Here is a 20,956-nt window from a genome sequence, read left to right as displayed (position 1 = left end):
AAAAACCCAAGAACGTATTCGCAGGGGATACACAGGGAGGTATACAACGCTACCGTGTCACTTACTAAACGTCGTCTGCAATTTCTGCATACATTAGTGGATTTGTATCAAAAGACGAATTTACCTATTCATTACGAAGCCTTGGCTAAATCATTAGGCGTTAGCAAATGGACGGCTTATGACATGCTGAAAGAAATTGAAAAGCTCGGTTTTATTACGCGCAGCTACGAGGTGAATGCCAAGGTAACCGGACGATCTCAGGTCGTATTTGTGCCTACGGATAAAGCTTCGGATTTGTTCAACCAGTCCCGGAATGAATTAGTGGATCTGGTGGATTGGAAAAAAACCGTCGAGAACATCTCGGGACTGCTCAAGGATTTGAACAACACAAGTCCCAATGATGCGGTCCGAAAAATTTGGGCTGAAATTCCTGAAGCCAGTGTCAGGATCAATTTTTGCGCCTATATTATAGGGCTGCTTTTGATGTACTTGAAGAAGCTGGGAGATAAAAGAGGTCCCTGGATTCAGCAGATTGTCCTTACAGCGCCAAGCAAGGAAATGGGCATGACCATGTTTGTTGGCACTGTGTTGGGTATGGCCGTACAAACGATGAACGATGAACTGGGCCTTGAAATTACGGAGCTGGTTTCCCGTTTTCTGCAATCCATTTCGGATCTTTCTGACGAGGAAAAAGGGTTGCTTTCCGATTTTCTAAGCGAGGCTTTTTATTTTTGAATATAACAGGAATGAGTCATTCGTGAGGAGAGGAAGCTGGCCTCCTTACGCTTGGTTTTTGGGTCTTTTGTGTGTTTGGACGGATGCAGTAAATACATGTAAAGGGGTTGCGTATATGCCGAAGGTAGGATTGGTTTTGGGTGGGGGAGCAGTCAGAGGACTTGCTCATTTGGGGGTACTGAGAGCGTTCGAAAGACATGGGATTCAGGTCGATTGTATCGTCGGTACGAGTATGGGCGGCATTGTTGGCGGACTTTATGCGGCGGGTGTTCCTGCGGATGCTCTATTGGATTGTATTAAAAAGACACCTAAATACCGCCTGTTGGATATCGGCATACGCCATCGTGGTTTAATTGCCGGTAACAGCATGAATACGGTGGTGAATGAGTTGCTGCAACAGCATGGACAGCATACGCAGAAGATTGAGGATCTTCCTATCCGTTTTAAAGCTGTTTCTGTCGATTTACTGGAAGGCAATCAATTCATTTTTGAACAAGGTGATTTGGTGACAGCACTGCGGGCTACGATGGCGTTTCCCGGCTTATTCGCTCCTGTGATGCATGAAGGCAAGATGCTAGTCGACGGAGGGGTATTAAACAATTTGCCTGTAGAAGAGATGAGTCGGGAAGCAGATTGTTTAGTGATTGCTGTTGATGTGGCACGGGGACATGAAAAGAAGCCGCCGCGCAATATGTTGGAAGTTGTATACCGCTCTTACAGCTTGATGACCGCTGAACGAAAGCATAATAGTCTCCGGCTAGCAGACGTCGTCATTCGCCCTGAAGTCGGACATATTGCGGCGTTTGATTTTACAAAATGGCCTGAATGTGTCGAGGCTGGCGAGGAAGCGGCCGAATGCATCATGGATGAGCTGAAGCTGCAAATAGCCAATCATGGGCAACCAGCACAGATGCATGTTTAGTTTGAAAAAGAAAAGAAGTGTCTCTAACCATAGATGGCTTGTGAGACACTTCCGTATTTTATACTTATGATCTGCAGCTATTCTTACAAATCGTCAAATCCGTTGTCGTCTCCGACCTTGCCGTAATTGCGCGATTTGGCTTCAAAAAAGTCTGTTTTTGTCGCGTTCAGTGCTTCATCCGAGAATGGTTTGATCCAAGGCATACAATTTACGTCTACGCCTTCGTAGGCTTTGTCCATACCGAGTAGTCTCAGGCGCATGTTCGCCATGTACTTGATATAATCACCCAGCTCGTTCAGGTCGATGCCGCGAACCTCTTTGAGCGTGTAGTGTGCCCAATTCGTTTCCAGTTCGACTGCGCGGTCGATCATGCGGTAGACATAATCCGTATTTTCCTTTGTGTCCAGCTCAGGGAAATCAGACAACAATTGCTTGAACACTTCGGCAAAAAAGTAGCAATGCTGATTTTCATCCCGCTGGATATACGAGATCATTTGGCTGGTCGACATCATCTTTTGGTCACGGGCCAAATTATAGAAGAAAGCGAACGTACTATAAAAGAAAATGCCCTCCAGAATCAGGTCCGCCACCATCGCCTGGAAAAAGGTTTGCGGATTTTGCTCATCACGGAACTCCTGGTAAATGTCCGAGATGAATGTATTACGCTCCAGCAATACAGGATCATTTTTCCAGTATTCAAAAATTTCCTTCTGCTCCTGATCCGATACCAGAGACGACAGCACGTAGGAGTAGGACTGGTTATGCACGACTTCCTGCTGCCCGATAATGGCCGATACAGCTTCCAGCGAGGAATCGGTAAAGTAGCGTTTTACATCCCCGACAAACATCGTTTGCATGGAATCCAGCACGGCCAGCAGGCCGATGTTGATTTTGAACGTGCGCTGTTCTTCGGCATCCAGTGTTGGGAATTGGGACGCGTCTTTGGACATCGGGATTTCATCCGGAATCCAGTGGTTCAGCAGCAGCACCTTGTACAGCTTGTACATATGCGGCATCCGAATATCGTTCCAGTTCAAAATCCCGGAGTTTTCACCTTCAATAATACGGGTAGAGCGGTTAGGTGCTTCCGTGTTAAAAATCTTTTGTAACTGCATGGGAGATTCTCTCCTTTATTTTAGGATGCACAGCTATCGCATTCTTCAATCGTCAGTGCGCGACTGCGTACATAATAGGTTGATTTCATACCTGATTTCCAGGCATGAATGTGCAGTTCCAGGAATTCAGTAGCTTTGATATCCGGGCGCACATACAGGTTAAAGCTTTGGCCCTGGTCAATATGACGCTGACGGGCAGAAGCCATGTTGATCGAAGCATGCTGATCCAGCAGGAAAGCCGTTTTGTAGTACCAGATCGTTTTTTCGTTTAAGTCCGGTGCAGGGTTAGCGATCTTGTAGGTAGTTTTCTCTTCATAGGAAAGCAGCTCATACAATGGATCAATGCTGGCCGTAGAACCTGCGATGATGGAGGTGGAACCGTTAGGCGCGATGGCGAACAGCCATGCGTTGCGAACACCGTTTTGTTTGACTTCTTCCGCAAGTTCACTCCACTCGGACGTGGTGACAAATTTGCCTTCACGTGTACCGTCCGTATAGCCACGGGATGTGAAATAATGCCCGGTAGACCAGTCAGAGCCTTCAAATTTGGCATAACGGCCTTTTTCCTTCGCCAGCTCCATGCTCGATTTTACAGCCAGATAGTTAATTTTTTCGTACAAATGATCGTTATAGGTTACCGCTTCATCGGATTCCCAACGGATGCCTTCGAGTGCAAGCAGATGATGCAGTCCGAATGTACCCAGACCGACTGCGCGATATTGGCTGTTCGTATATTGTGCTTGCAGCACCTCAATGTTGTTGATATCAATCACGTTATCCAGCATACGTACCTGAATCGGTACGAGACGATCCAGCACACCTGCTGGAACAGCGCGAGCCAGATGGATGGAGTTCAGGTTGCATACAACAAAATCGCCAGGAATTTTGGAAATGACAATGCGTGTTTGTCCATCCTTGGTGACTAACTCCTCTTTTTCCACCACGGTCGCCGATTGGTTTTGCATAATTTCCGTGCACAGGTTGGAGGAATATACCATACCGTGGGCGCGGTTTGGGTTCGCACGGTTTACTGTATCGCGGTAGAACATGTATGGCGTACCTGTTTCCAGCTGCGATTTCATCAAGCGCTTCATGATGTCGATAGCAGGCACCGTAATGCGGGAGAGAATTGGATGCTGTGACGCTTCCTCATACTTCTCGCGGAAGGAGCCTGTACCAAAGCCTTCATCGTAAAAATCCTCCAGCCCCAGTGGACGGCCGTTGTCATCTTTCCAGCCCATGACCTTCTTCACTTCATGCGGGCAGAACAGGTTCCATTCGGCACGTGCTTCCACCCGCTCCATGAACAGATCGGGCAGACATACGCCATGGAAAATATCATGTGCACGCATGCGCTCGTCACCGTTGTTCAGCTTCAGGTCGAGGAACGCAAGAATATCTTTGTGGAATACATCCAGATAGACGGCAATTGCGCCTTTACGTGTACCCAGTTGGTCTACGCTGACCGCTGTATTATTCAGCTGGCGAATCCACGGGATGACGCCGGAGCTTGTATTTTTGTGTCCACGGATGTCGGAGCCACGTGCCCGTACTTTACCGAGGTATACGCCAATGCCGCCGCCCATTTTGCTGAGACGGGCTACATCGGTGTTGGAATCGAAAATGCCTTCCAGCGAGTCGTCTACGGTGTCGATGAAGCAGCTGGAGAGCTGTCCTGCGACCTTTTTCCCGGCATTGGACATGGTTGGCGTAGCCGCCGTCATGTACATATTGCTCATCGCCCAGTAAGCTTCCTTCACCAGCTCCATACGCTTGTCGGCAGGCTCCTTGTGCATCAGGTACATCGCAATGATCATGTAGCGTTCCTGCGGCAACTCCATTACGCGTCCGTCAAAATCGTTCGCCAAATAGCGCTCGGACAGCGTCAACAGCCCGATGTAATCGAACAGCAGGTCATTTTTCGGCAAAATGGATGCACCCAGCTCGTCAATTTGCTCCTTGGTGTAGTAGTCGAGCAGTTCTTGACGGTAAATTCCTTTTTGGATCAAATCTGTAATCAGTGGATAAAAAGCGCCGTAAGGCTCGTCCGCATAGGATTTGTAACGGCGGTGAGTGGCCGCTTTTTTATATAAGGAAGTGAGCAAAGCACGTGCAGCGGCAAATTTCCAGTCCGGTTCTTCCTTGCTGACCAGTTCAAGCGCAGCCATCGCAAACGCGTTGCTGATGTCATCCCCCGTGACCTCGTCCCGGCGCAGCTTGCTAGTTACACCGCGAATGAGTCGATCTTTATCCAGCTTGTCTAATCCGCTGAGCACACGGTCGGCATATACGGAAATGCGTATTTCATCAAAAGCCAACTGGCGGTTATTTGGTTTCGTTACGAGTTGTGGCATGGGATTAATTCCTCGCTTTCCTGATTTGGAATTTATACTCTGGGAATAGGCATGAAGATGATCATGATGAGAAGATAATGGTGAAAAAAGCGATGGTCAGACAGCATTTGGGGGCTGTATGTAATCCAATAACATAGAAAATAGCGATGCACCTGCCAATGAAGGGGGAAAAGATGGTTCCCGTACGATTTATCGGCTACATCACTATATTTAGACGTGTTATGAATATTTAACCCAACATATTGTGTGTATAAACTTAAAATTTCAAATAAGTGCAAGGAGTATTATAGCAACATTCGAAGCCATACGTAAAGGAAAAGGAATGGAAAATCAAAATATGCAGAGAAGTCGCGGGCTGTATTTGAATTGAGGCTGTTTGAACGGTACAATGAATGATAAAGATGTTTCCTACAGAAACAAGCAGCATACATATGAACTTTTTTTGTGAAATAAGGTTGCCCGCTCTATCGGACTGAGGTTTTAGATTTTTAAAGAAGTGACGATTTTAAATTACAGGAGGAACTTGGCGATGGCTATTGCAGAAGTGACAGTGATCCCGATTGGTACGGGGAGTACAAGCCTGAGCGACTACGTTGCCCAGATGCAAAAAGTGTTGAAGACGCAAAAAGGAATTACCTATGTGCTTACCTCCATGAGTACGATTATTGAAGGTTCGTTGGACGATGTGTTCACCGCCATTGCTGCGCTGCACGAAGCGCCATTCCTGTCAGGAGCCAAGCGCGTTTCCACCTCGGTCAAAATTGATGATCGCCGTGACAAGCCTTCCTCCAGTCATCAAAAGCTCCGTTCCGTCGCAGATAAACTATCTGGCACAGCGACAGGAAATGTTACCGAACTAAATCCAAATCCTAGTTGAAAAAGTTGATGTAAGTGATTGATTTTTATGTAACTAAGAGTATAATAGTTTTTGTTGTCAGTTACACTGACCTGCTGGTGTAGCTCAGGGGTAGAGCAACGCACTCGTAATGCGTAGGCCGGGGGTTCAATTCCCTTCACCAGCATTCTTCGTTAGAATTTCCCGTCATATCAACGTTTGTCACTCGTTGAATGTTCCAGATAGGCAGGCGCTAGGTCAACGTTTTCCTAGCGATAAAACAGACGAACGTCGGCGCTGAAATGCGGTATATACGGAGCCTCCTACGGTATTTTGTAGGAGGTTTTTTGCTATGTCGATTGATCCGCGTAAGGGTAAGGCGGTCACCGCTAAACGACGTAATGGGCGGTCTGAAAAAGGAGCCGGTGTCATTGGGCTTGAGTTGGGATTCGATCTATTCTTCAACGCTAAACGAGCGGAGAAGTTACGGACGCGAACACTCGAAGACTACCAAAGCTACTGGCGTTATTTTCGGGAATGGCTTACGGAGAGTCATTCGGAGATAAGTGAAGTAGGGCAACTTGATACGGCTCTTTTACGCGAGTATATGAACTACATGTCCTATGAACGGACAAAGTATGACGGTGTCGAAGAACGGCGGATAGAGGGATGTAGTCTCTCACCCGTCACGGTAGCATCAAGACTCCGCGCGTTGAAAACAATGTGTAAATTTTGGATGTCTGAAGGATTAATGAACGAAGATCCAGCGGAGAAGCTGAAGTCGCCGCGCAAGGATACCGAGGAGAAAAGTGTAATTGTCGACGAACAACTCCGAGCTTTAATCGAAGCTACCGACGTTGATACATTTGCGGGCTTCCGCGACCGTACGCTTATGTTGTTACTTGCGGATACGGGGTTGCGAATTAACGAGGCGTTGCGGTTAGAGTCGGCCCACCTGGACATCGCGTCACGTTGCATTCGGTTACCGGGCCATATGAACAAAAATAGGAAGCCGCGAATTGTTCCGGTTTCGTCGAGTGTTTTACGTGAGTTGATTAAGCTCATGGAAGAGAACCGCACTTATTTTGATACGGACTTCATATTTCTGGCGAATTACGGTGATCCGTTAAAAGCCGATCAATTCCGAAAGAGGCTGAGCCAGTATGCGGACAAAGTAGGTATTGATCGGAAGGAAACGCCGGTATCTCCGCACCGATTCCGCGATTACTTCTGCACAAACTACCTACTTAACGGTGGAGACCTCTTCACACTGCAACGGATAGTAGCGCACGCTGATATTAAGACTACGCAGGGGTACGTCAAGGTAAACGAAGGCGCTATGCGTGATAGCCATGCGCAGTATTCGCCACTTTCACGACTCAGAATGTCTCGCGTAGGAAAAAGACGCCAATAGTACGAACAATAACGCTCATCTCTTCGGAGGTGGGCGTTTTGATAAACTAAAATTATAGATTAGAGCCGTCATATGGTGTATAATCAGGTAAAGTGTGGATACGTCAAAAATATCCTACCTAAATTTTTTAAAAAAAGGAGGATTATTATATGAATATGGATTTGTATGAGGTTTTGAACCTTATGCTCTTAACTGCAATTTTTATTAAACTATCTGCAATTAAAAAGTAAAGACTTCGTGATGTTAGAATAAAAGAGTAGAGTCTGAGTTCGTTGATTAACCAAGTCTCTAAATTTTGATCTAATATACACATTGTGTACAGCAGCTTTTCATAGGTATCTAAACGATCGCTGAGTTTCTTTAGCGGTCGTTTATTTTATTATACACTAAGGGTTGACTATAAACAATATTATTATTATTTTTGTTTATAGACGATTTTAAATTCGCATAACAATGATTTGTAGTTATTTTTTTGTCTATGCTGCTAAATAAACGGGAATAGTTACGGAATGTATATTCGTTTTTTTTTCGTATATTCGTAGTGACAGCGTCCTAGTCCGATGGTATTATTTAGGTAAACGTAAGTTAACGGAGGGGATTCGGTTTGGAGAGCGATAAGTTCAAAGCGCGGTTTGAACGGAAGAGAACGCAGCCTAACCTTTATCCAGTGCTCGGGTGGATTTGCGTTGTCGTATCGCTGTTGTTCTTCCCGTTGCTTATCGGAGCCGCTGGCGTTGTGTTTGGATACTTGACGAAAAAGTCCGGTAAGGACGTTCAGGGCGTCACAATCATGGCGCTATCGGTCGCGTGCGGATTAATTGGTACGTTGATCGGGTTTATTGCACCCATACATTGATATAAGACAATACATATACCTTATTTTCACCGCAAATAAGCGCCATAACTCCGTCCAGAATACCCACGTAAGGGTAGCGCCATAAACGCCTAATTTAACGTTAAAAGCCCATGTCCTCAACGTAGAGGATTACGGGCTTTTTCGTCGTTTATAATGATAGTATTCGCTCTATGTTTAACATAGTGCGTTCGTAGTCGTCCTCCGCCCTCTCCGCACGTGCCTCCGCAAGCTCTCGCGCTTCTTTCTCCGCTTTAAGTGCCGCTTTTACCTCGCGCAGCTCGCGGACCGTCATTTCGTCGACGGTTTTGACTGCGCCGGTGGACGGGACGGTGTGCGACGCCGATACGAAAGATGCGCGGTCGATGTCGGAAGGCAGTTGCGCAATTTGTAAGAGTTTCGCAAAGCCCAAATGCGCAACCGATTTCGCTTTTCCCTCAAACTCCCCCGCTAGTTGCACGAATTGTTGAGCGTGCCTTGGCGACATATCGATTTTTTGTAACCAAGCTAAGTACTGTCCGTGCGCCAAGTCGTTCTCCTTGACGTGCTTCAACCTACATCCGATTTCGAAGATAGCTTCGCCCGCAACGCGCTTGTATGCGTTGATTTCCGCAGTTATCGTAGGTAAATCGGATGGTAAAGTTGCGACTTCACTCACGTTGATCCCTCCTTTCGTTTAATTTGCGGTGAGTCATCGGAAATCGCGATACGCCTTGACCTCTTCTTGCAAAGGACCTGCGTTCAATACAGACCCTTCTAAAAATAAACCTATTAATAGGCAAAGCGTACATCGTACCATCGGCATGTGGAAGATACGTCATCGTTCGCCACGTATCCGCCTGTTTTTCGGATCGTCGGAATAACCTCGTGTGTAATCCATCGTTTAAATGCGCGTGCTTCGGGCTTACGGCTCCCGAGGATAAGCGAGTAGAGGCCTGATTCATTGACGATTACCGTATTCGGGTTTCTGCTCAAAGTGTCCGTTAAACGGATAGTTTGTTTTTCGTCTTCATCTAACCTTGCTACTGCATTGCCTTGGTTTGTTATACCCAGTGAATCACAAATATCCTTCGCAACAAACCACGGCTCCCCTTCGATTACTACCGTGCGCACCTCGCGTTCTCCGTAATTGAATACCTTCGTCAACTGTTCCATTTTCCCGTCTCCTTTACGTTAAATTAGCGTATATCAGGCTGCCAAAGCCTACGTTAAGGGGTATGGAAGGGTACGATTGGGGGCGCTAATTTAACGCAAAAAGACCGCTAGATTAACGGTCTTCTTTTTTTGGTTCGGTACTTTCTTTGGCATTCGTTATGTATTTAATCAAATCCCCCGGTTGACAGTCTAATGCGGAGCAAACTCTATCAAGAGTCTCGATAGTTATAGACTTTACGTCAACGCCCTCATTTGTTACCCATTGGCTTATGGTATTTGGACGGATACCTGAGCTTTTAGACAACGCATACATACTCATTTCTCTTTTCTTGAGCATCTCTTCAAGTGTAAAACGAATCATTCGCGACCCTCCTTGTAATTAATTTTATTTTATCATAAAAGGGGGTTGACTCTATTAACTCATTGGGTTATTATCGTATCAGGTTATTAACGCTATGAGTTAACAAAAGGTTTCATTTACATTCCGAGCAACATCGTACTGTAACGAAGTAACACCGCCAAAGTGTCGGTTAAAGATACACTTTCAATTCATCCTATAATCTCGCTAGGAGGCGCAATCATATGTCAATCACGTTAGGTTTCATCCGTAATCGTCGCGAAAGTAACGTCATCCTCACGGTCGGTAGCGGCCGCATTCGTCAGGAACTCCGCGTTACATCGGAATTATTCTTCACTATTATACCGCAAGCTAATCCGTATCTCTACGGTGGTGTTGTGGAAGCTACCCCGGCACAGCTCGTCGAACTCGGCTTTGAATTGGACGCAGAAATGAAGCAGGAAGTCTTCCGTGTTGTTCGTCCGCTAGTTACTCCGGCTCAAGTTCGCTACGTACTCGATCCGATCACAGGGAACTACATAGTTCGGTACGTCGGCACACGTCAGGAACTCGTCATACAGCCACGAGCATTCTGGAAGACAACAGGAGTCAGTCGGCGGTCACCACTCGGTAGTTTAACGCTGTCAATGGACGTCATGAGTGAACTCGGATTCATCGTCGGGAAGGGAGGCGTCCAGATTGAACGCAGTAAGCAATTTATCAACTACGCGTAACATCGTATTGTCGCGTAAGGCTCGTAAACGTATCGTCGCTGTACTCAAGTTTATTTACGCTGTCGTGTTGATAGCGCGAGAGGTGTTGACGTAATGACGTACTTGGAAATATTCACGGATTATCGACTCGGATCGGAAACCTACGGCGATGCGTTGATGATCGCGTCCCGCTTTTACACACTTGCGGTAGGCGACGTATTGGAGAGTTCACACTTCACCGATGCAGAGCGTATCCAGAGGTTAAAAGAGCTAAATTCAGCGTTTAACAACGTATTTCCGAATGGGGGCGTTTCTTAATGGCGGCCGATCATTGTTACAGATGCGTCGTCGAGTTCGGAGACATCCGCATGACCTTTCCGATATATTCGCCGCGCCAGCTTACGAGGGGCGAACTCCGGGCGCTTGCGATCGAGCAGGCGGTTCAGAACGCGAACGATACCGGCCATAACGTTACAGCCGCCGATATGAAGCCGGTCGGATTTAACTACGAAGGAGCGTACGAAAATGGAGACTAAATCAAACGTACTAGAAAAGGCGGTGCTTGCTTATGGTCCGTACGACCTGCCGCATATGTATGAGCTCGTGGAGGGCGTTTTGTACGCTGACCGTTATTTCTTCCATCTTGAGACCGGAATTTTATGGCTTCGTCACGTCCGCAAGGTCGAGCATCCGGAACACACGCACTTATTTATCGAAGGGGATAGCGGCGGGCTTCAGCTCGGGAAGAACGTTCAGCGCGATTTGTTGGAAGTTGTTACGGAAGTCCTCAACCATATCCGCGCCATGAACGGGTTAACGTTTTTGGTCGATGAACTCTTATGGCTCGAAGACCGTGGCGATATCGAATTGAATCTCGTTAAGAAAAAGGGCTGACGCGCCTTCCGATGAACCTAAACGCAAACGGTTCGACGCCAATCGTTCCGTCTACATAAATGGGGAGGAGACGGTTTAATACCCTACCAGGTCGGTCGCCTCGCGCCAACGAGCGATCAAATCAAATGTCCGTACTTTCCGACGCCAATCGGAGGGAACGCCATGCGGACGTCAGGCCTGCGCTAACAGGTCGCTGCTTTAACGCTGAGTAGCGCTAACTGCTCGGTGGTTCTCCGGTCGGTCTACGTAAGACGCGCCAACGTCTCGGTAGGCTGGCCGACTTCATTAGAACGAAACTCGGGTTTCCTTTTAGTTACAACGCGATGCGGAAGCGGCAACCTCCGTTCAGGCACATCGCTTCATATAAATAGTGGAGGGACGAACGGCCGGTAAATCCGGTTCAGGCACCGGTCGTCTGCTTGTTATACCAGATTAATACGCAGGATGGGAACGTAGGTTCCGTTTTATTTCGGGAAAATGTTGTTTGTTCACGATTTAGACACAATTAGAATGTGCGGATTACTTGCAGGTCCCGTTTTTGCGATTCCGTGTCCTATCTATATATAGGGGGGAAAATTCTCGCAGTCCTGTGCGGAATCAAAATTCGCTGTAGATAATACTGTATCCGATGTGCGAAACGGTGGTCGGTATACGTGTTATCTATGACGGACGAAAATAAATTTCCGCAAAAGTGTGTCACGAGCGGTTGGGCGGCGTTGAAGTAGGTGTACAGCGGAGAATTTTCGTAAAAGTGTGCGAAAGGCTGTGTTGCTGTTGTTTTATCTATGTAAGGCGGAAAACATTACGCTCACCTGTGCCAAACTCATTCCGCTGGAAACAAACGTAGTGAAAGTGTGCATAAAGACGCCGCGCATTCGGTTAACTAGGTAGACCGCGGGAAACCGCATCTCATAAAACCAAACGAAAAGGGAGCGATTTTATTATGACAGTATTAGCAAATGTACAAACATTGAAAGATCAGTTGAGCGTAGAGTTTAATTTCGTAACAGCGCGTGCGGAAGCGAAGGGAATCGACGTTGTGTTTTATATGACGCTGGCCGGTATCCAAGCGTCCATGTTTCGGGCCATGGAACATGCATACAACGTGGATCACGCTATAAATGCGGAGGGTTACGCGCTCAGTACGGTGTATCTGTCCGATGAAATGAATCATATCCAGAAACTCTCTAAACTACTCTCGGAAGGACCTTACTCACGATTAGGGGGATTGCTCAAATCGCGCGTAGACAGCGTCCTCTCAGATTTTTCAAAACTAGCTGAAGCTGAAGGTAACTTTCCAAAAGCCAGCAGGCTCCTTGAGAAACGGATACCACGAGGAATAATTAACGTAGGTAAATTGAGAAGCAGTATAACCGCGGCACTACAACGAGAGAAGGCGGCCATCTTGGAGGCTTAATCGGTGTTACAACGCGGCGGCTCCGTTGTGGGCTACCGCTCAATTATCTTACGCAGGAGGCGATTCTTATGACGATCGTTAACGAAAGCAACATCGGTATTATCCGCGCAGTCTATCGGCTCTCATACGAAGAATTAGGCGCGTTGATGGGCGTGAGTGGACGTTTCGTGTCTTACGTCGAGAACGGAGCTCGTAACCTACCGAAAGTCAGGGCGGATATGCTCGAAAGGAAGCTCGAACTTACGCCGGATAAATTAACGCGCCTATCCGAGGTATACCGGGATACGTTACTACCGGGAAAGTAGACGCTACAACGGTAGATATGAACGTGTTCATCCGCTTTACCTTCCGCGTCGCTACGCTCCTACGGACATCCGCCCCTAACCGGGACGTCTGTACATATTCTAAACGCGAGAAAGATTATGGTAGAGATACACTTTCATCGTGCCATCTTTTTGGCGCGGTGAGGCAACGACCGAAGGGAGGCGGCAGTAAGTGGCGCTGTGTTGTCGGTGAACCATTGTGGTTCTGCGTTAACACTCCGTATCAATAGCTTCACTTCGTTCGCTATCTCCGCGATAAAAATCATCGCGTCGAAAGTATTTAAGCAACATAGGCGTGCTGGTTTTCTCTAAAAAGCCTTATGTAGCAAGGGTTTTCGGCGTCGTTCCTTAAAGGAAAAAGATACGGTTTCCCTCGCTGATGTTGTCATAGCTACTTACAAAATATAGGAGGTATCGCGATGGATAAAGTAATCGTAATCGACTCGGTTATGGGGAGTGGAAAAACTTCGTGGGCTATATCGCATATGAACGAAGCTCCAGCGGAGAGTAAATTCATTTTTATTACGCCGTTTCTTGCTGAGATCGAGCGTGTTCGGGCGGCTTTGACTCGTCGCGAGATTGTGGCACCGGATAACAACAATGCCAAGGGACGGAAGATGTTTGACCTCAAACAACTTATAATTCGCGGTGAGGATATCTGCGCGACACACAGTCTTTTTCGTGACGCTGACGATGAGTTGATCGAGCTTCTAACCGGTTCGGGATATACGCTGATTCTCGACGAGGCGATGGACGTTGTGGAGCGAGTGAACATCGGCACTCAGGATATCAAGACGCTGATTAGGTCCGAGTACATTGAGATTGTAGATAACCGAGTCATTTGGTTATTCGATGAATACTCAGATTCGCGTTTTGCGGACATTAAACGGCTTGCGAAAGCGGGTAATCTTTTTATCTACCGAAATCAGTTCCTTGTATGGACGTTTCCGCCGCGTGTGTTCTCCACGTTTGATAACGTCTACTCGATGACCTATTTATTTGACGGACAGTTACAGAGGTACTACTTCGATATGCACGACATTTCATATGAATACAAAGCGGTTCAGAAATGCGGTGATTGCTACGAGCTTGTCGAATACGATAAACGGAACGAGCGGCGTGAGGAACTGTTTCAACTAATCGACGTTTATGACGGTAAGCTTAATGATGTGGCTAAACGTTCCAACGCACTTAGTACGTCATGGCTTGATCGGGCCGACGGGGACACGATGCTACAGCTAAAGAGGAATCACTATACGTTCCTACGCAATCAATGCGATGCGAAAGCGGGAGAGATACTATGGACCACGCTCAAGGATCATCGCGGTACTTTGAAAGGTCGCGGCTTTGCGGACAGTTTCATACCTGTAAATACACGAGCGACTAACGAGTACGCCGATAGGTGGGCGTTGGCCTACGTATACAACCGATACCTGAATCCGCAGGAGAAGGCGTTTTTTGAGGAGAACGGTGTCAGCATTAATTTGGGCGCGCTTGCGGTGTCCGATCTGCTTCAGTGGATATGGCGTTCTCGCATCCGTAGGGGTGAGCCTATTCGTCTTTATCTACCGTCAAGCCGTATGCGATCGCTGCTAAAAGCGTGGGCTGATTACGAAATCTAAGGAGGAGACTACATGACAGCAGTCAAAAAGTTGACACAACACGGAGCAGAAGCGCAACTCAGGGTAATCGTCACACCACTCGATCAGTATGTTTACAGCCGCTTCGACGAACATTTCCGCTCTCTTCAATACACCGATATCCTCGCCGCTGTCCCTCAGTCGTTACCAAACACACGTAAGATGCACTATGTGTGGAACGCGAGTATACCGCTAGATCATCGGATGCGTGGCGTGTTGGCTATTCTGGCGATCTTGGTCGAAAGCTCCAAGAGCGTACATCCGACATATCGCGAGTTAATCGCGCTTGAACTATTGACCGACTTCCTTCTCGCGGAGGACTTGGCGGACGGTTTAATGCTGCGCGACCGATTCCGAGAGGAGCTGGACGAGTATAGCCAGGAATATCCTCCGTTGGGCGGCGCTGCTCGCGCGTATCAAGAAATGGAGATGAACTTCCTTACGCCAGCTATGCTCAAGAGGCGAAAAGTATGCGAATGTTGCCGAAGCTATTTCATTGATACCAGTCCCGGCGGAAACGCCAAGCGATGCGGACCACGTTGCACGCGTTGGGCTGAAATGCTCCGAATCCGTCGGCATAGAAACGAAGGAGATGAGCGGAGGAAACGCGACCAAGCACGTCAGCAACATGAATACCCGTTCTATAGCCCTTGCGAATTGGAGCACGTCAACCAGTTTTCAGAGGTGTGCTATAAGGAAGATATCATTGATCGAAAGGCCCAAGCGCGGAATAAAGGAGGACGGCAGAAGCCGCAGGGGGTGACGATGGATAGCGAACAGGTATCTACACACTTTAAACCGTATCGACCTTCCCAAAAAGGTGAAAGCGGCGTTGTATCAGTCAAGAAAAGACGTCCGGAAGTGGTAAAACGTTACTTGCGGATGAAGTACGGGGATAAGCTGAATACCCCGTACAGATTTACATACTAATGAGGAAGGGAACGGACGTTCCTGACTGTTTTATTTAAGGGACAGGCGTTATTACAAATAGGACAAGGGGGTCTGTGATAATGGACGGAACGGGGGTTCGCGGCATCCGTGTTATGACCGGTATGACACAGGCAGGCTTTGCGGAGGCTTTAGCCGTAAGTCAGTCCTGCATATCTGACGTTGAAAACGGCCGTCGAACGGTTTCCCGAGACCTGCGAATCAAGATCGCGCAGGTTTTCGGAACGGGAGACGACGTTTTAGCTGCAATTCAGCGGGCGAAGGAATCAACTAAACTGGCGCTTTAACAGGCGTCTTTATTTTTATACCAATACTTCAATGCTTTAAATCGAGAAAGGAGAGCGCGAACATGTTAAGCAATGGGGTTAACCAGTACCATACGGTCGTAACGTACGCTGATGTTTCCGTGACATTCGGTGACTCCGTATCCCGCGCATGGATTCGATTCGCTGCACCTATGATCGCGGAAGAGGAACGGAGACGCAGACGAAGGGGGAAACGGAAATGAGCGATCAATGTACGCAAGTTATCCATAAGCAAGAGGGCGGCCAGGATATCGTTAAGATTTACGATGCGTCCGGCATTGATACACTGACAGGGACTTGGCCTGTTAATGCAGAGAGGACATCGCTAGAAAGCGCCGTTGATGCGCTATGGTCCGGGTACTTCGAGGTACAAGATAGGCGTCACCTTTTCGGAAAATATCCGGTTGCCGTGGTGTCAAACGTCAGTGGAGCGGTGGAACAATTCGTAACAGAATTTGAAGGGGAGGAATCAGCGTGAGTAAATTTATCAACTCAAAAACGTGGTCGGGCGGCATCGGTACCGGCGAGGAGATCGCCAACATCGGCCCATCACTCGGATATAGTCGCCGCCAGTCGGACAAACCAGTGAAGGTAAAACGTAAATCCGGCGTAGTTTCGTATTATAGCGATCGCGGCTACGGATTCATTTCGTCCGGTGAGGATCGCGTGTTCTTCCACATAGCCGACTGCGAATCGTTTGATACGGCGGAAGTGCCGATCGGCTTGCGCGTGAGTTACGTGCTAACGGAAGGTAGGGGCGGCAAGCCCGCAGCGGCGGACGTACAAGCAGCGTGAGGGAGGTGAGTACGATGATTACTCCGGCAGTAAGACGGCTAATGACGCCACGAGGTTTTACGTGGTTCAGACACATGAAATTTAAATGGTAAAGGAGCGGTATACATGGAAGACGTAACAAATCCGGAAATCCCGGAGGATCAAACGCAGGAAACAACGTGGGAGGATGAACGCGCGGAGCTCACGCAGCGGCTTGAAACGTTGACAACGGAGCTACACAGTCAGCGTGTCAACAACGCGTTCTACCGTAAGGCAAGAGCAGCGGGGGTTGATGATCCGGACGCACTGGCGGGTATTGTAAATCTTTCTGCTGTAACGTTTGATGACGCAGGGCAAGCGCAGGGGATTGATGAAATTCTGACCGCGTTTACCTCAGCCGCTAAACCTAAAGAACCGCGGACTATAGGAGGCCCGTCCGGTCTCAACTATCAAGAGAGAGTCGAAAAGACGAGCGAACAGCGACTTGCGACAGCAGCGGAAAAAGCCAAACGTACCGGTCGTCCGGAAGACATGGTTGAGTACATGGAACTCAAAAGTAAACTTAAATTACAAAATTAATAGGGGGAATTTATTATGACAATTTATACAACTGATTTGGTAGGTAAACGCGAATCTGTAGCCGACGAAATTCTGCTACTTAACCCAACACAAACGCCTATGCTGAATTTACTCGGATTCAGCCAGCCGGTTACATCAACTACGCACGTTTGGGTTGAGGACGCGATGTTCGCGACACGTACGACGGTGGCTGCCGCTGCTGCTGTGGATGCAACGGAAATTAAGGTGGCTAGCACCGAGCCGTTCCGACCACGTACCATTGCGGAAATTGGCGATGAACTCGTACTGATTCAGGCTGTGGATACCACCGCGAATAAGATTACGGTTGTCCGGGGGCATAGTGGCACAACGGCTGCTGCGATTACGAAGGACTCTCCGATTGAGTCTCTTTATGGAGACAGCCGAGAGGGTGCAGATGCGCGCGACGCACGGTATAAGTCCAAGACAAAAGTAGACAACGTGACGCAGATTTTTGAGGACACGGTTAGTGTAACCGGTTCAGCAGAAGCAGTCGCACAGTACGGCATCGGAGCAAGCGGCCTTTACGCGTATGAGAAGGCGAAGAAACAACTCGAACTTGCGCTCCAACTTGAGAAAGCCATTATCGGCGGTCGCAAATTTGATAGCGGGGATATGCGCACAATGCGTGGCATCCGTAGCTTCATCGAGACTAACGTGACCACTGCGGGCGGGCCAGTTTCGAAAAAGCTCCTCGATGACGTGGCGCAACAAGTCTACAATGCGGGCGGTTTTGCGACAGGAAGCGCAGGCTATACGTTCGTTGTTCCTGCCGTGCAGAAGCGCGCAATTAGTGACATGGCGTTTACGCAGATCAGATTGACACAAGCCGAAAACAGTCGCGGTCAGAAAGTCGACCACATCGTCAATGACTTCGGTACGTTCCAAGTCGTGCTTAACGATAACCTGAAGCCGGACGAGATTCTTTTCGTAGACGCGAATCGGATTAAGATTCGTCCTCTCGGCGATCGCTCCTTCGGTCACACGTACCTCGGCGTCAAAGGCGATTACCAGTCCGGCATCATCGTCGGAGAGTATACGCTAGAGTTTGAGCAAGAGAAGGCACACGCCCGTATTAAAGGGCTGACCGCGTAAGTAAATAGCGATATCACGGAGGTCCTTCGGGGCCTCTTTTTAATTACGAAAGGAGAGATACGGTGGATCAAATAAACGCAGATTTAGAACGTGCAACCGAAATAGGGGCGCTTTTGGCGCAGGCCATACCGGATAACCTACCCGGTAACTACCGCTTTAGCTCCGACTATCCCGATCAATACGCAGCTTGGAGCGAGATAGCAAGCCGGTTTGAACGTTCAAACATCTATACGGTGCGGATGATCGGGTATAACATGCGCAGACTGTCCAACGCAATGGAACGCGCAGATACGGAGACCGGTAACGGGCGTAATGGGCTACGCCAGCGGGGAAAGGTACACAAAGCGGTACATAGGCTGGCCGTAGCATCTACGCGACACCGGAAGTGGGTAGAGCGCAATGAGCTTTGACTTAGTCGGACACTTACGCCTAGTCGACGATATGAGCCGTCCCATGCGCAAGGCTTTTAGCAGCATAACGAAGTTCGGTGTAGCGGCGACGGGCCTTGGCGTAGCAGTAACTGGCGTTGGATTCGCGGCTGATTCCGTCAAGAAAGCGATGGACTTCCAAGCCGAAATGAAGACGGTCCAGGCGTTAACGGGTGCGACCGACGAGCAAACGAAGTCTATGCAGGCGTTAGCCCTTCAGCAAGGCGCATTAACAAAATATTCCGCACTCGAAGCCGCGCAAGGGATTGAGGAATTGCTCAAAGCGGGCATGTCCACCGCGCAAGTCCAAGCGGGCGGTCTGAACGCAGCGCTCAACCTCGCGACAGCAGGCGGACTTGGTCTCGCTGAAGCTGCGGAAGTCATGTCGAACTCTCTCAACGGATTCAAAAAGGACGGTCTCAGCGCGGCGAAGGCTGCGGATATCCTTGCCGGTACCGCGAATGCGTCCGCCGCTGACGTACATGACTTACGCTACTCTCTCGCGGCGGTTGGTTCCGTAGCTGATGGCGCTGGAATGTCGTTTAAAGACACGAATACTGCGTTAGGTTTGTTCGCGAATAACATGCTAAAAGGCGCGGACGCAGGCACGTCACTAAAGACAATGGTCGCTAACTTAGTGCCGATGACGGACAAGGCGTACAACATGTTCGAAGACTTTAACCTCCTGACCGTTAATACTACGGACGCATTAGCGTTCATGTCCAAAAAGGGCATAAAGTCGACCGGCACGTCCGTCCAGGCGGTTACGAAGGACATCGAGAAATACATCGCAGCCCAGACGGGACTCAAGGTCGGAACGGCTAAATCCGCAAAGGAAACGAAGAAGTTTCTGACAGCGAGTAACCTCATTCACTCCGCGTTCTACGATAATAAAGGTAAGATTAAAGACCTGGCGCAAGTAGCGGATTTGCTGAAGAATCGATTCGGTAAGCTTACGAATGAGCAACGCCAATACTACATGTACCAAATCTTTGGGTCGGACGCGATTCGTGCGGGAAATATTCTGTATAAGGAAGGCGCGGCTGGCGTTAAGAAATTCCAACAGGAGATGGCGAATGTAACCGCGCTCCAGGTCGCAACTAAGAAGATGGACAGCGCAGCGGGTGCGGTCGAGCAGTTCCAAGGCGCAATCGAAACGTTGCAGATTTCCGCGTTGCTTCCGACGATGCCGATCCTGAAGAAACTGGCGCAGGCGGCTTCGGAGTTTGTCGTTAAATATACACCGCGAATTACTGCCGCTATCGAGCGTACGGTCAATACCGCTAAAAACTACCTCAAGTCGCACTTTATCGACAACCCCGCATTCAACCGGCTTCCCGACATCCAAAGTAAGATTGCTTTTATCTTTGACGATGTGATGGCTACATTCAACAAATGGTGGGATAACGGAGGTAGTGCGGCGTTTGAGGAAACAGGTCGTAAAATTGGTGACACGATCGGTAAAGCGCTCAAAGCATCCGGTCCTTTGCTCCAAGCTGCGACAAAGGTCGGAGTCGATATCGGTGCGGCTGTAGTAACCGGAGTTCTCAAGGAAATCGGCTCTAATCCGGTAGCCAGCTCGCTTCTTCTCGGTGGGGCTGGTGTAAACCTCGGATCTAGGTTCGGGCCTTGGGGAGCTGTAATCGGAGGCGCGGGCGGGGCTGTTTTAGGTATAGGCGCGTCAGAATTTGCACAGGCGGCAAGCGCGGCTCAAGAAAGATCGGCGGCCTATGCTGATAAGTCCAAGTCCGGCGGAAAGGTTAGTTACCAAGGGGCGAATCCTACGGGAAGTAACGCTCCTGTCGGGATAGATCGCTTTAGCGCATGGAAAAAAGACGGCAAACACTCGGGCGGTCTAAATAACGTACCGTTTGACGGGTACCGCGCGGAACTCCATAAAGGAGAGACTGTACTACCTCGTGCGCAAGCGGATGAGTATCGGAGAAGCGGCGGTCGCGGTGACGTAAACATCACGATCAACGCAACGATTCGTGAGGAATCGGATATTGAAAAGCTCGCCGGTGTTCTGGCGCGTAGATTAGCGACGTAATAACGAGCGGGCTGCGGCTCGCTCTTTTACTTACGAAAGGGGATACGTTAAT

The 20,956-nt window shown here is 48.6% G+C and carries 26 protein-coding genes and 1 tRNA gene; 22 read left to right on the top strand and 5 right to left on the bottom strand.

What is annotated here, in order from left to right; genetic code table 11:
- Window positions 1-54 precede the first annotated feature (54 nt).
- Window positions 55-735, top strand: coding sequence for a MarR family transcriptional regulator (locus tag ASL14_RS09665; protein ID WP_134911420.1), 681 nt, complete (start codon window positions 55-57; stop codon window positions 733-735).
- Between the two features lie 115 nt (window positions 736-850).
- The gene (locus ASL14_RS09660; RefSeq protein WP_134911419.1) at window positions 851-1,657 is read left to right on the top strand and encodes a patatin-like phospholipase family protein; all 807 of its coding nucleotides are present in this window, start codon (window positions 851-853) and stop codon (window positions 1,655-1,657) included.
- Window positions 1,658-1,740: 83 nt separating this feature from the next.
- Here ASL14_RS09660 and ASL14_RS09655 read toward each other — a convergent pair whose 3' ends face one another.
- Window positions 1,741-2,772, bottom strand: coding sequence for a ribonucleotide-diphosphate reductase subunit beta (locus ASL14_RS09655; protein WP_134911418.1), 1,032 nt, complete (start codon window positions 2,770-2,772; stop codon window positions 1,741-1,743).
- 20 nt (window positions 2,773-2,792) lie between these two features.
- Window positions 2,793-5,126, bottom strand: coding sequence for a ribonucleoside-diphosphate reductase subunit alpha (locus ASL14_RS09650; RefSeq protein WP_134911417.1), 2,334 nt, complete (start codon window positions 5,124-5,126; stop codon window positions 2,793-2,795).
- 529 nt (window positions 5,127-5,655) lie between these two features.
- Between ASL14_RS09650 and ASL14_RS09645 the strand changes: the two genes are divergently transcribed.
- The 4 genes from ASL14_RS09645 to ASL14_RS09630 all read left to right on the top strand — a co-directional run bounded on the left by ASL14_RS09645 (window position 5,656) and on the right by ASL14_RS09630 (window position 8,231).
- Window positions 5,656-6,003, top strand: a complete 348-nt coding sequence (locus tag ASL14_RS09645; protein ID WP_134911416.1) for an MTH1187 family thiamine-binding protein — start codon at window positions 5,656-5,658, stop codon at window positions 6,001-6,003.
- A 73-nt stretch (window positions 6,004-6,076) separates the two neighbouring features.
- A tRNA-Thr gene (locus tag ASL14_RS09640) sits at window positions 6,077-6,148 on the top strand.
- 165 nt (window positions 6,149-6,313) lie between these two features.
- Window positions 6,314-7,375, top strand: coding sequence for a tyrosine-type recombinase/integrase (locus ASL14_RS09635; protein WP_134911415.1), 1,062 nt, complete (start codon window positions 6,314-6,316; stop codon window positions 7,373-7,375).
- Window positions 7,376-7,979: 604 nt separating this feature from the next.
- Complete coding sequence (locus ASL14_RS09630) at window positions 7,980-8,231, top strand: hypothetical protein (protein ID WP_134911414.1); 252 nt, start codon at window positions 7,980-7,982, stop codon at window positions 8,229-8,231.
- A 148-nt stretch (window positions 8,232-8,379) separates the two neighbouring features.
- On the opposite strand, the gene ASL14_RS09625 is transcribed toward ASL14_RS09630, so the two are convergent.
- The 3 genes from ASL14_RS09625 to ASL14_RS09615 form a co-directional block, all read right to left on the bottom strand.
- Complete coding sequence (locus ASL14_RS09625; protein ID WP_134911413.1) at window positions 8,380-8,886, bottom strand: DUF3102 domain-containing protein; 507 nt, start codon at window positions 8,884-8,886, stop codon at window positions 8,380-8,382.
- 113 nt (window positions 8,887-8,999) lie between these two features.
- On the bottom strand, window positions 9,000-9,383 hold the full coding sequence (locus tag ASL14_RS09620) for a BRO-N domain-containing protein (RefSeq protein ID WP_134911412.1): 384 nt from the start codon (window positions 9,381-9,383) through the stop codon (window positions 9,000-9,002).
- A 112-nt stretch (window positions 9,384-9,495) separates the two neighbouring features.
- On the bottom strand, window positions 9,496-9,744 hold the full coding sequence (locus ASL14_RS09615; RefSeq protein ID WP_134911411.1) for a helix-turn-helix domain-containing protein: 249 nt from the start codon (window positions 9,742-9,744) through the stop codon (window positions 9,496-9,498).
- Between the two features lie 374 nt (window positions 9,745-10,118).
- On the opposite strand from ASL14_RS09615, the gene ASL14_RS09610 reads away from it, so the two are divergent.
- The 16 genes from ASL14_RS09610 (at window position 10,119) to ASL14_RS09545 (ending at window position 20,904) form a co-directional block, all read left to right on the top strand.
- Window positions 10,119-10,454 carry a hypothetical protein gene (locus ASL14_RS09610; RefSeq protein ID WP_223264273.1) on the top strand — a complete coding sequence of 112 codons (336 nt, stop codon included), beginning with the start codon at window positions 10,119-10,121 and terminating at the stop codon, window positions 10,452-10,454.
- A 93-nt stretch (window positions 10,455-10,547) separates the two neighbouring features.
- The gene (locus ASL14_RS09605) at window positions 10,548-10,751 is read left to right on the top strand and encodes a hypothetical protein (protein ID WP_134911409.1); all 204 of its coding nucleotides are present in this window, start codon (window positions 10,548-10,550) and stop codon (window positions 10,749-10,751) included.
- 50 nt (window positions 10,752-10,801) lie between these two features.
- The gene (locus ASL14_RS27340) at window positions 10,802-10,969 is read left to right on the top strand and encodes a hypothetical protein (RefSeq protein ID WP_189338251.1); all 168 of its coding nucleotides are present in this window, start codon (window positions 10,802-10,804) and stop codon (window positions 10,967-10,969) included.
- Window positions 10,959-11,327 (top strand): hypothetical protein, encoded by a 369-nt coding sequence (locus ASL14_RS09600; RefSeq protein ID WP_134911408.1) that lies wholly within the window; start codon window positions 10,959-10,961, stop codon window positions 11,325-11,327. Before ASL14_RS27340 ends, ASL14_RS09600 begins: the two co-directional genes overlap by 11 nt.
- A 943-nt stretch (window positions 11,328-12,270) precedes the next feature.
- Window positions 12,271-12,744, top strand: a complete 474-nt coding sequence (locus ASL14_RS09595) for a hypothetical protein (protein ID WP_134911407.1) — start codon at window positions 12,271-12,273, stop codon at window positions 12,742-12,744.
- A gap of 68 nt (window positions 12,745-12,812) precedes the next feature.
- Window positions 12,813-13,049, top strand: a complete 237-nt coding sequence (locus tag ASL14_RS09590; RefSeq protein ID WP_134911406.1) for a helix-turn-helix domain-containing protein — start codon at window positions 12,813-12,815, stop codon at window positions 13,047-13,049.
- A 437-nt stretch (window positions 13,050-13,486) separates the two neighbouring features.
- Complete coding sequence (locus tag ASL14_RS09585) at window positions 13,487-14,689, top strand: hypothetical protein (RefSeq protein ID WP_134911405.1); 1,203 nt, start codon at window positions 13,487-13,489, stop codon at window positions 14,687-14,689.
- 12 nt (window positions 14,690-14,701) lie between these two features.
- On the top strand, window positions 14,702-15,637 hold the full coding sequence (locus ASL14_RS09580) for a hypothetical protein (RefSeq protein WP_134911404.1): 936 nt from the start codon (window positions 14,702-14,704) through the stop codon (window positions 15,635-15,637).
- An 80-nt stretch (window positions 15,638-15,717) separates the two neighbouring features.
- Complete coding sequence (locus tag ASL14_RS09575) at window positions 15,718-15,942, top strand: helix-turn-helix transcriptional regulator (protein ID WP_134911403.1); 225 nt, start codon at window positions 15,718-15,720, stop codon at window positions 15,940-15,942.
- 62 nt (window positions 15,943-16,004) lie between these two features.
- On the top strand, window positions 16,005-16,163 hold the full coding sequence (locus ASL14_RS27335) for a hypothetical protein (protein WP_189338250.1): 159 nt from the start codon (window positions 16,005-16,007) through the stop codon (window positions 16,161-16,163).
- Window positions 16,160-16,438 carry a hypothetical protein gene (locus ASL14_RS09570; protein WP_134911402.1) on the top strand — a complete coding sequence of 93 codons (279 nt, stop codon included), beginning with the start codon at window positions 16,160-16,162 and terminating at the stop codon, window positions 16,436-16,438. The genes ASL14_RS27335 and ASL14_RS09570 overlap by 4 nt, the downstream gene beginning before the upstream one ends.
- On the top strand, window positions 16,435-16,755 hold the full coding sequence (locus ASL14_RS09565) for a cold-shock protein (protein ID WP_189338249.1): 321 nt from the start codon (window positions 16,435-16,437) through the stop codon (window positions 16,753-16,755). The genes ASL14_RS09570 and ASL14_RS09565 overlap by 4 nt, the downstream gene beginning before the upstream one ends.
- A gap of 105 nt (window positions 16,756-16,860) precedes the next feature.
- Window positions 16,861-17,313 (top strand): phage scaffolding protein, encoded by a 453-nt coding sequence (locus ASL14_RS09560; RefSeq protein WP_134911400.1) that lies wholly within the window; start codon window positions 16,861-16,863, stop codon window positions 17,311-17,313.
- Between the two features lie 15 nt (window positions 17,314-17,328).
- Window positions 17,329-18,426, top strand: a complete 1,098-nt coding sequence (locus ASL14_RS09555; protein WP_223264272.1) for an SU10 major capsid protein — start codon at window positions 17,329-17,331, stop codon at window positions 18,424-18,426.
- A 62-nt stretch (window positions 18,427-18,488) separates the two neighbouring features.
- A complete protein-coding gene (locus ASL14_RS09550) occupies window positions 18,489-18,836 on the top strand; it encodes a hypothetical protein (protein WP_134911399.1) in 348 nt (115 codons plus the stop codon).
- Window positions 18,826-20,904 carry a phage tail tape measure protein gene (locus ASL14_RS09545; protein WP_134911398.1) on the top strand — a complete coding sequence of 693 codons (2,079 nt, stop codon included), beginning with the start codon at window positions 18,826-18,828 and terminating at the stop codon, window positions 20,902-20,904. Before ASL14_RS09550 ends, ASL14_RS09545 begins: the two co-directional genes overlap by 11 nt.
- Window positions 20,905-20,956: the final 52 nt, after the last annotated feature.

This window comes from Paenibacillus sp. IHB B 3084 (assembly GCF_001447315.1).
Lineage (GTDB): Bacteria > Bacillota > Bacilli > Paenibacillales > Paenibacillaceae > Paenibacillus.
The sequence above is the reverse complement of the archived record's forward strand: the minus strand, read 5'-3'. Positions and strand labels throughout refer to the sequence as shown.

Bases quoted from the DNA above. Each gene is read 5' to 3' on its own strand.
- ASL14_RS27340 (WP_189338251.1), top strand. From the start codon at position 10,802: ATGACCTTTCCGATATATTCGCCGCGCCAGCTTACGAGGGGCGAACTC.
- ASL14_RS09590 (WP_134911406.1), top strand. From the start codon at position 12,813: ATGACGATCGTTAACGAAAGCAACATCGGTATTATCCGCGCAGTCTAT.
- ASL14_RS09575 (WP_134911403.1), top strand. From the start codon at position 15,718: ATGGACGGAACGGGGGTTCGCGGCATCCGTGTTATGACCGGTATGACA.
- ASL14_RS09620 (WP_134911412.1), bottom strand. From the start codon at position 9,383: ATGGAACAGTTGACGAAGGTATTCAATTACGGAGAACGCGAGGTGCGC.
- ASL14_RS09585 (WP_134911405.1), top strand. From the start codon at position 13,487: ATGGATAAAGTAATCGTAATCGACTCGGTTATGGGGAGTGGAAAAACT.
- ASL14_RS09635 (WP_134911415.1), top strand. From the start codon at position 6,314: ATGTCGATTGATCCGCGTAAGGGTAAGGCGGTCACCGCTAAACGACGT.
- ASL14_RS09650 (WP_134911417.1), bottom strand. From the start codon at position 5,126: ATGCCACAACTCGTAACGAAACCAAATAACCGCCAGTTGGCTTTTGAT.
- ASL14_RS09645 (WP_134911416.1), top strand. From the start codon at position 5,656: ATGGCTATTGCAGAAGTGACAGTGATCCCGATTGGTACGGGGAGTACA.
- ASL14_RS09605 (WP_134911409.1), top strand. From the start codon at position 10,548: ATGACGTACTTGGAAATATTCACGGATTATCGACTCGGATCGGAAACC.
- ASL14_RS09615 (WP_134911411.1), bottom strand. From the start codon at position 9,744: ATGATTCGTTTTACACTTGAAGAGATGCTCAAGAAAAGAGAAATGAGT.
- ASL14_RS09580 (WP_134911404.1), top strand. From the start codon at position 14,702: ATGACAGCAGTCAAAAAGTTGACACAACACGGAGCAGAAGCGCAACTC.
- ASL14_RS09660 (WP_134911419.1), top strand. From the start codon at position 851: ATGCCGAAGGTAGGATTGGTTTTGGGTGGGGGAGCAGTCAGAGGACTT.
- ASL14_RS09595 (WP_134911407.1), top strand. From the start codon at position 12,271: ATGACAGTATTAGCAAATGTACAAACATTGAAAGATCAGTTGAGCGTA.
- ASL14_RS09655 (WP_134911418.1), bottom strand. From the start codon at position 2,772: ATGCAGTTACAAAAGATTTTTAACACGGAAGCACCTAACCGCTCTACC.
- ASL14_RS09545 (WP_134911398.1), top strand. From the start codon at position 18,826: ATGAGCTTTGACTTAGTCGGACACTTACGCCTAGTCGACGATATGAGC.
- ASL14_RS09570 (WP_134911402.1), top strand. From the start codon at position 16,160: ATGAGCGATCAATGTACGCAAGTTATCCATAAGCAAGAGGGCGGCCAG.
- ASL14_RS27335 (WP_189338250.1), top strand. From the start codon at position 16,005: ATGTTAAGCAATGGGGTTAACCAGTACCATACGGTCGTAACGTACGCT.
- ASL14_RS09560 (WP_134911400.1), top strand. From the start codon at position 16,861: ATGGAAGACGTAACAAATCCGGAAATCCCGGAGGATCAAACGCAGGAA.
- ASL14_RS09600 (WP_134911408.1), top strand. From the start codon at position 10,959: ATGGAGACTAAATCAAACGTACTAGAAAAGGCGGTGCTTGCTTATGGT.
- ASL14_RS09555 (WP_223264272.1), top strand. From the start codon at position 17,329: ATGACAATTTATACAACTGATTTGGTAGGTAAACGCGAATCTGTAGCC.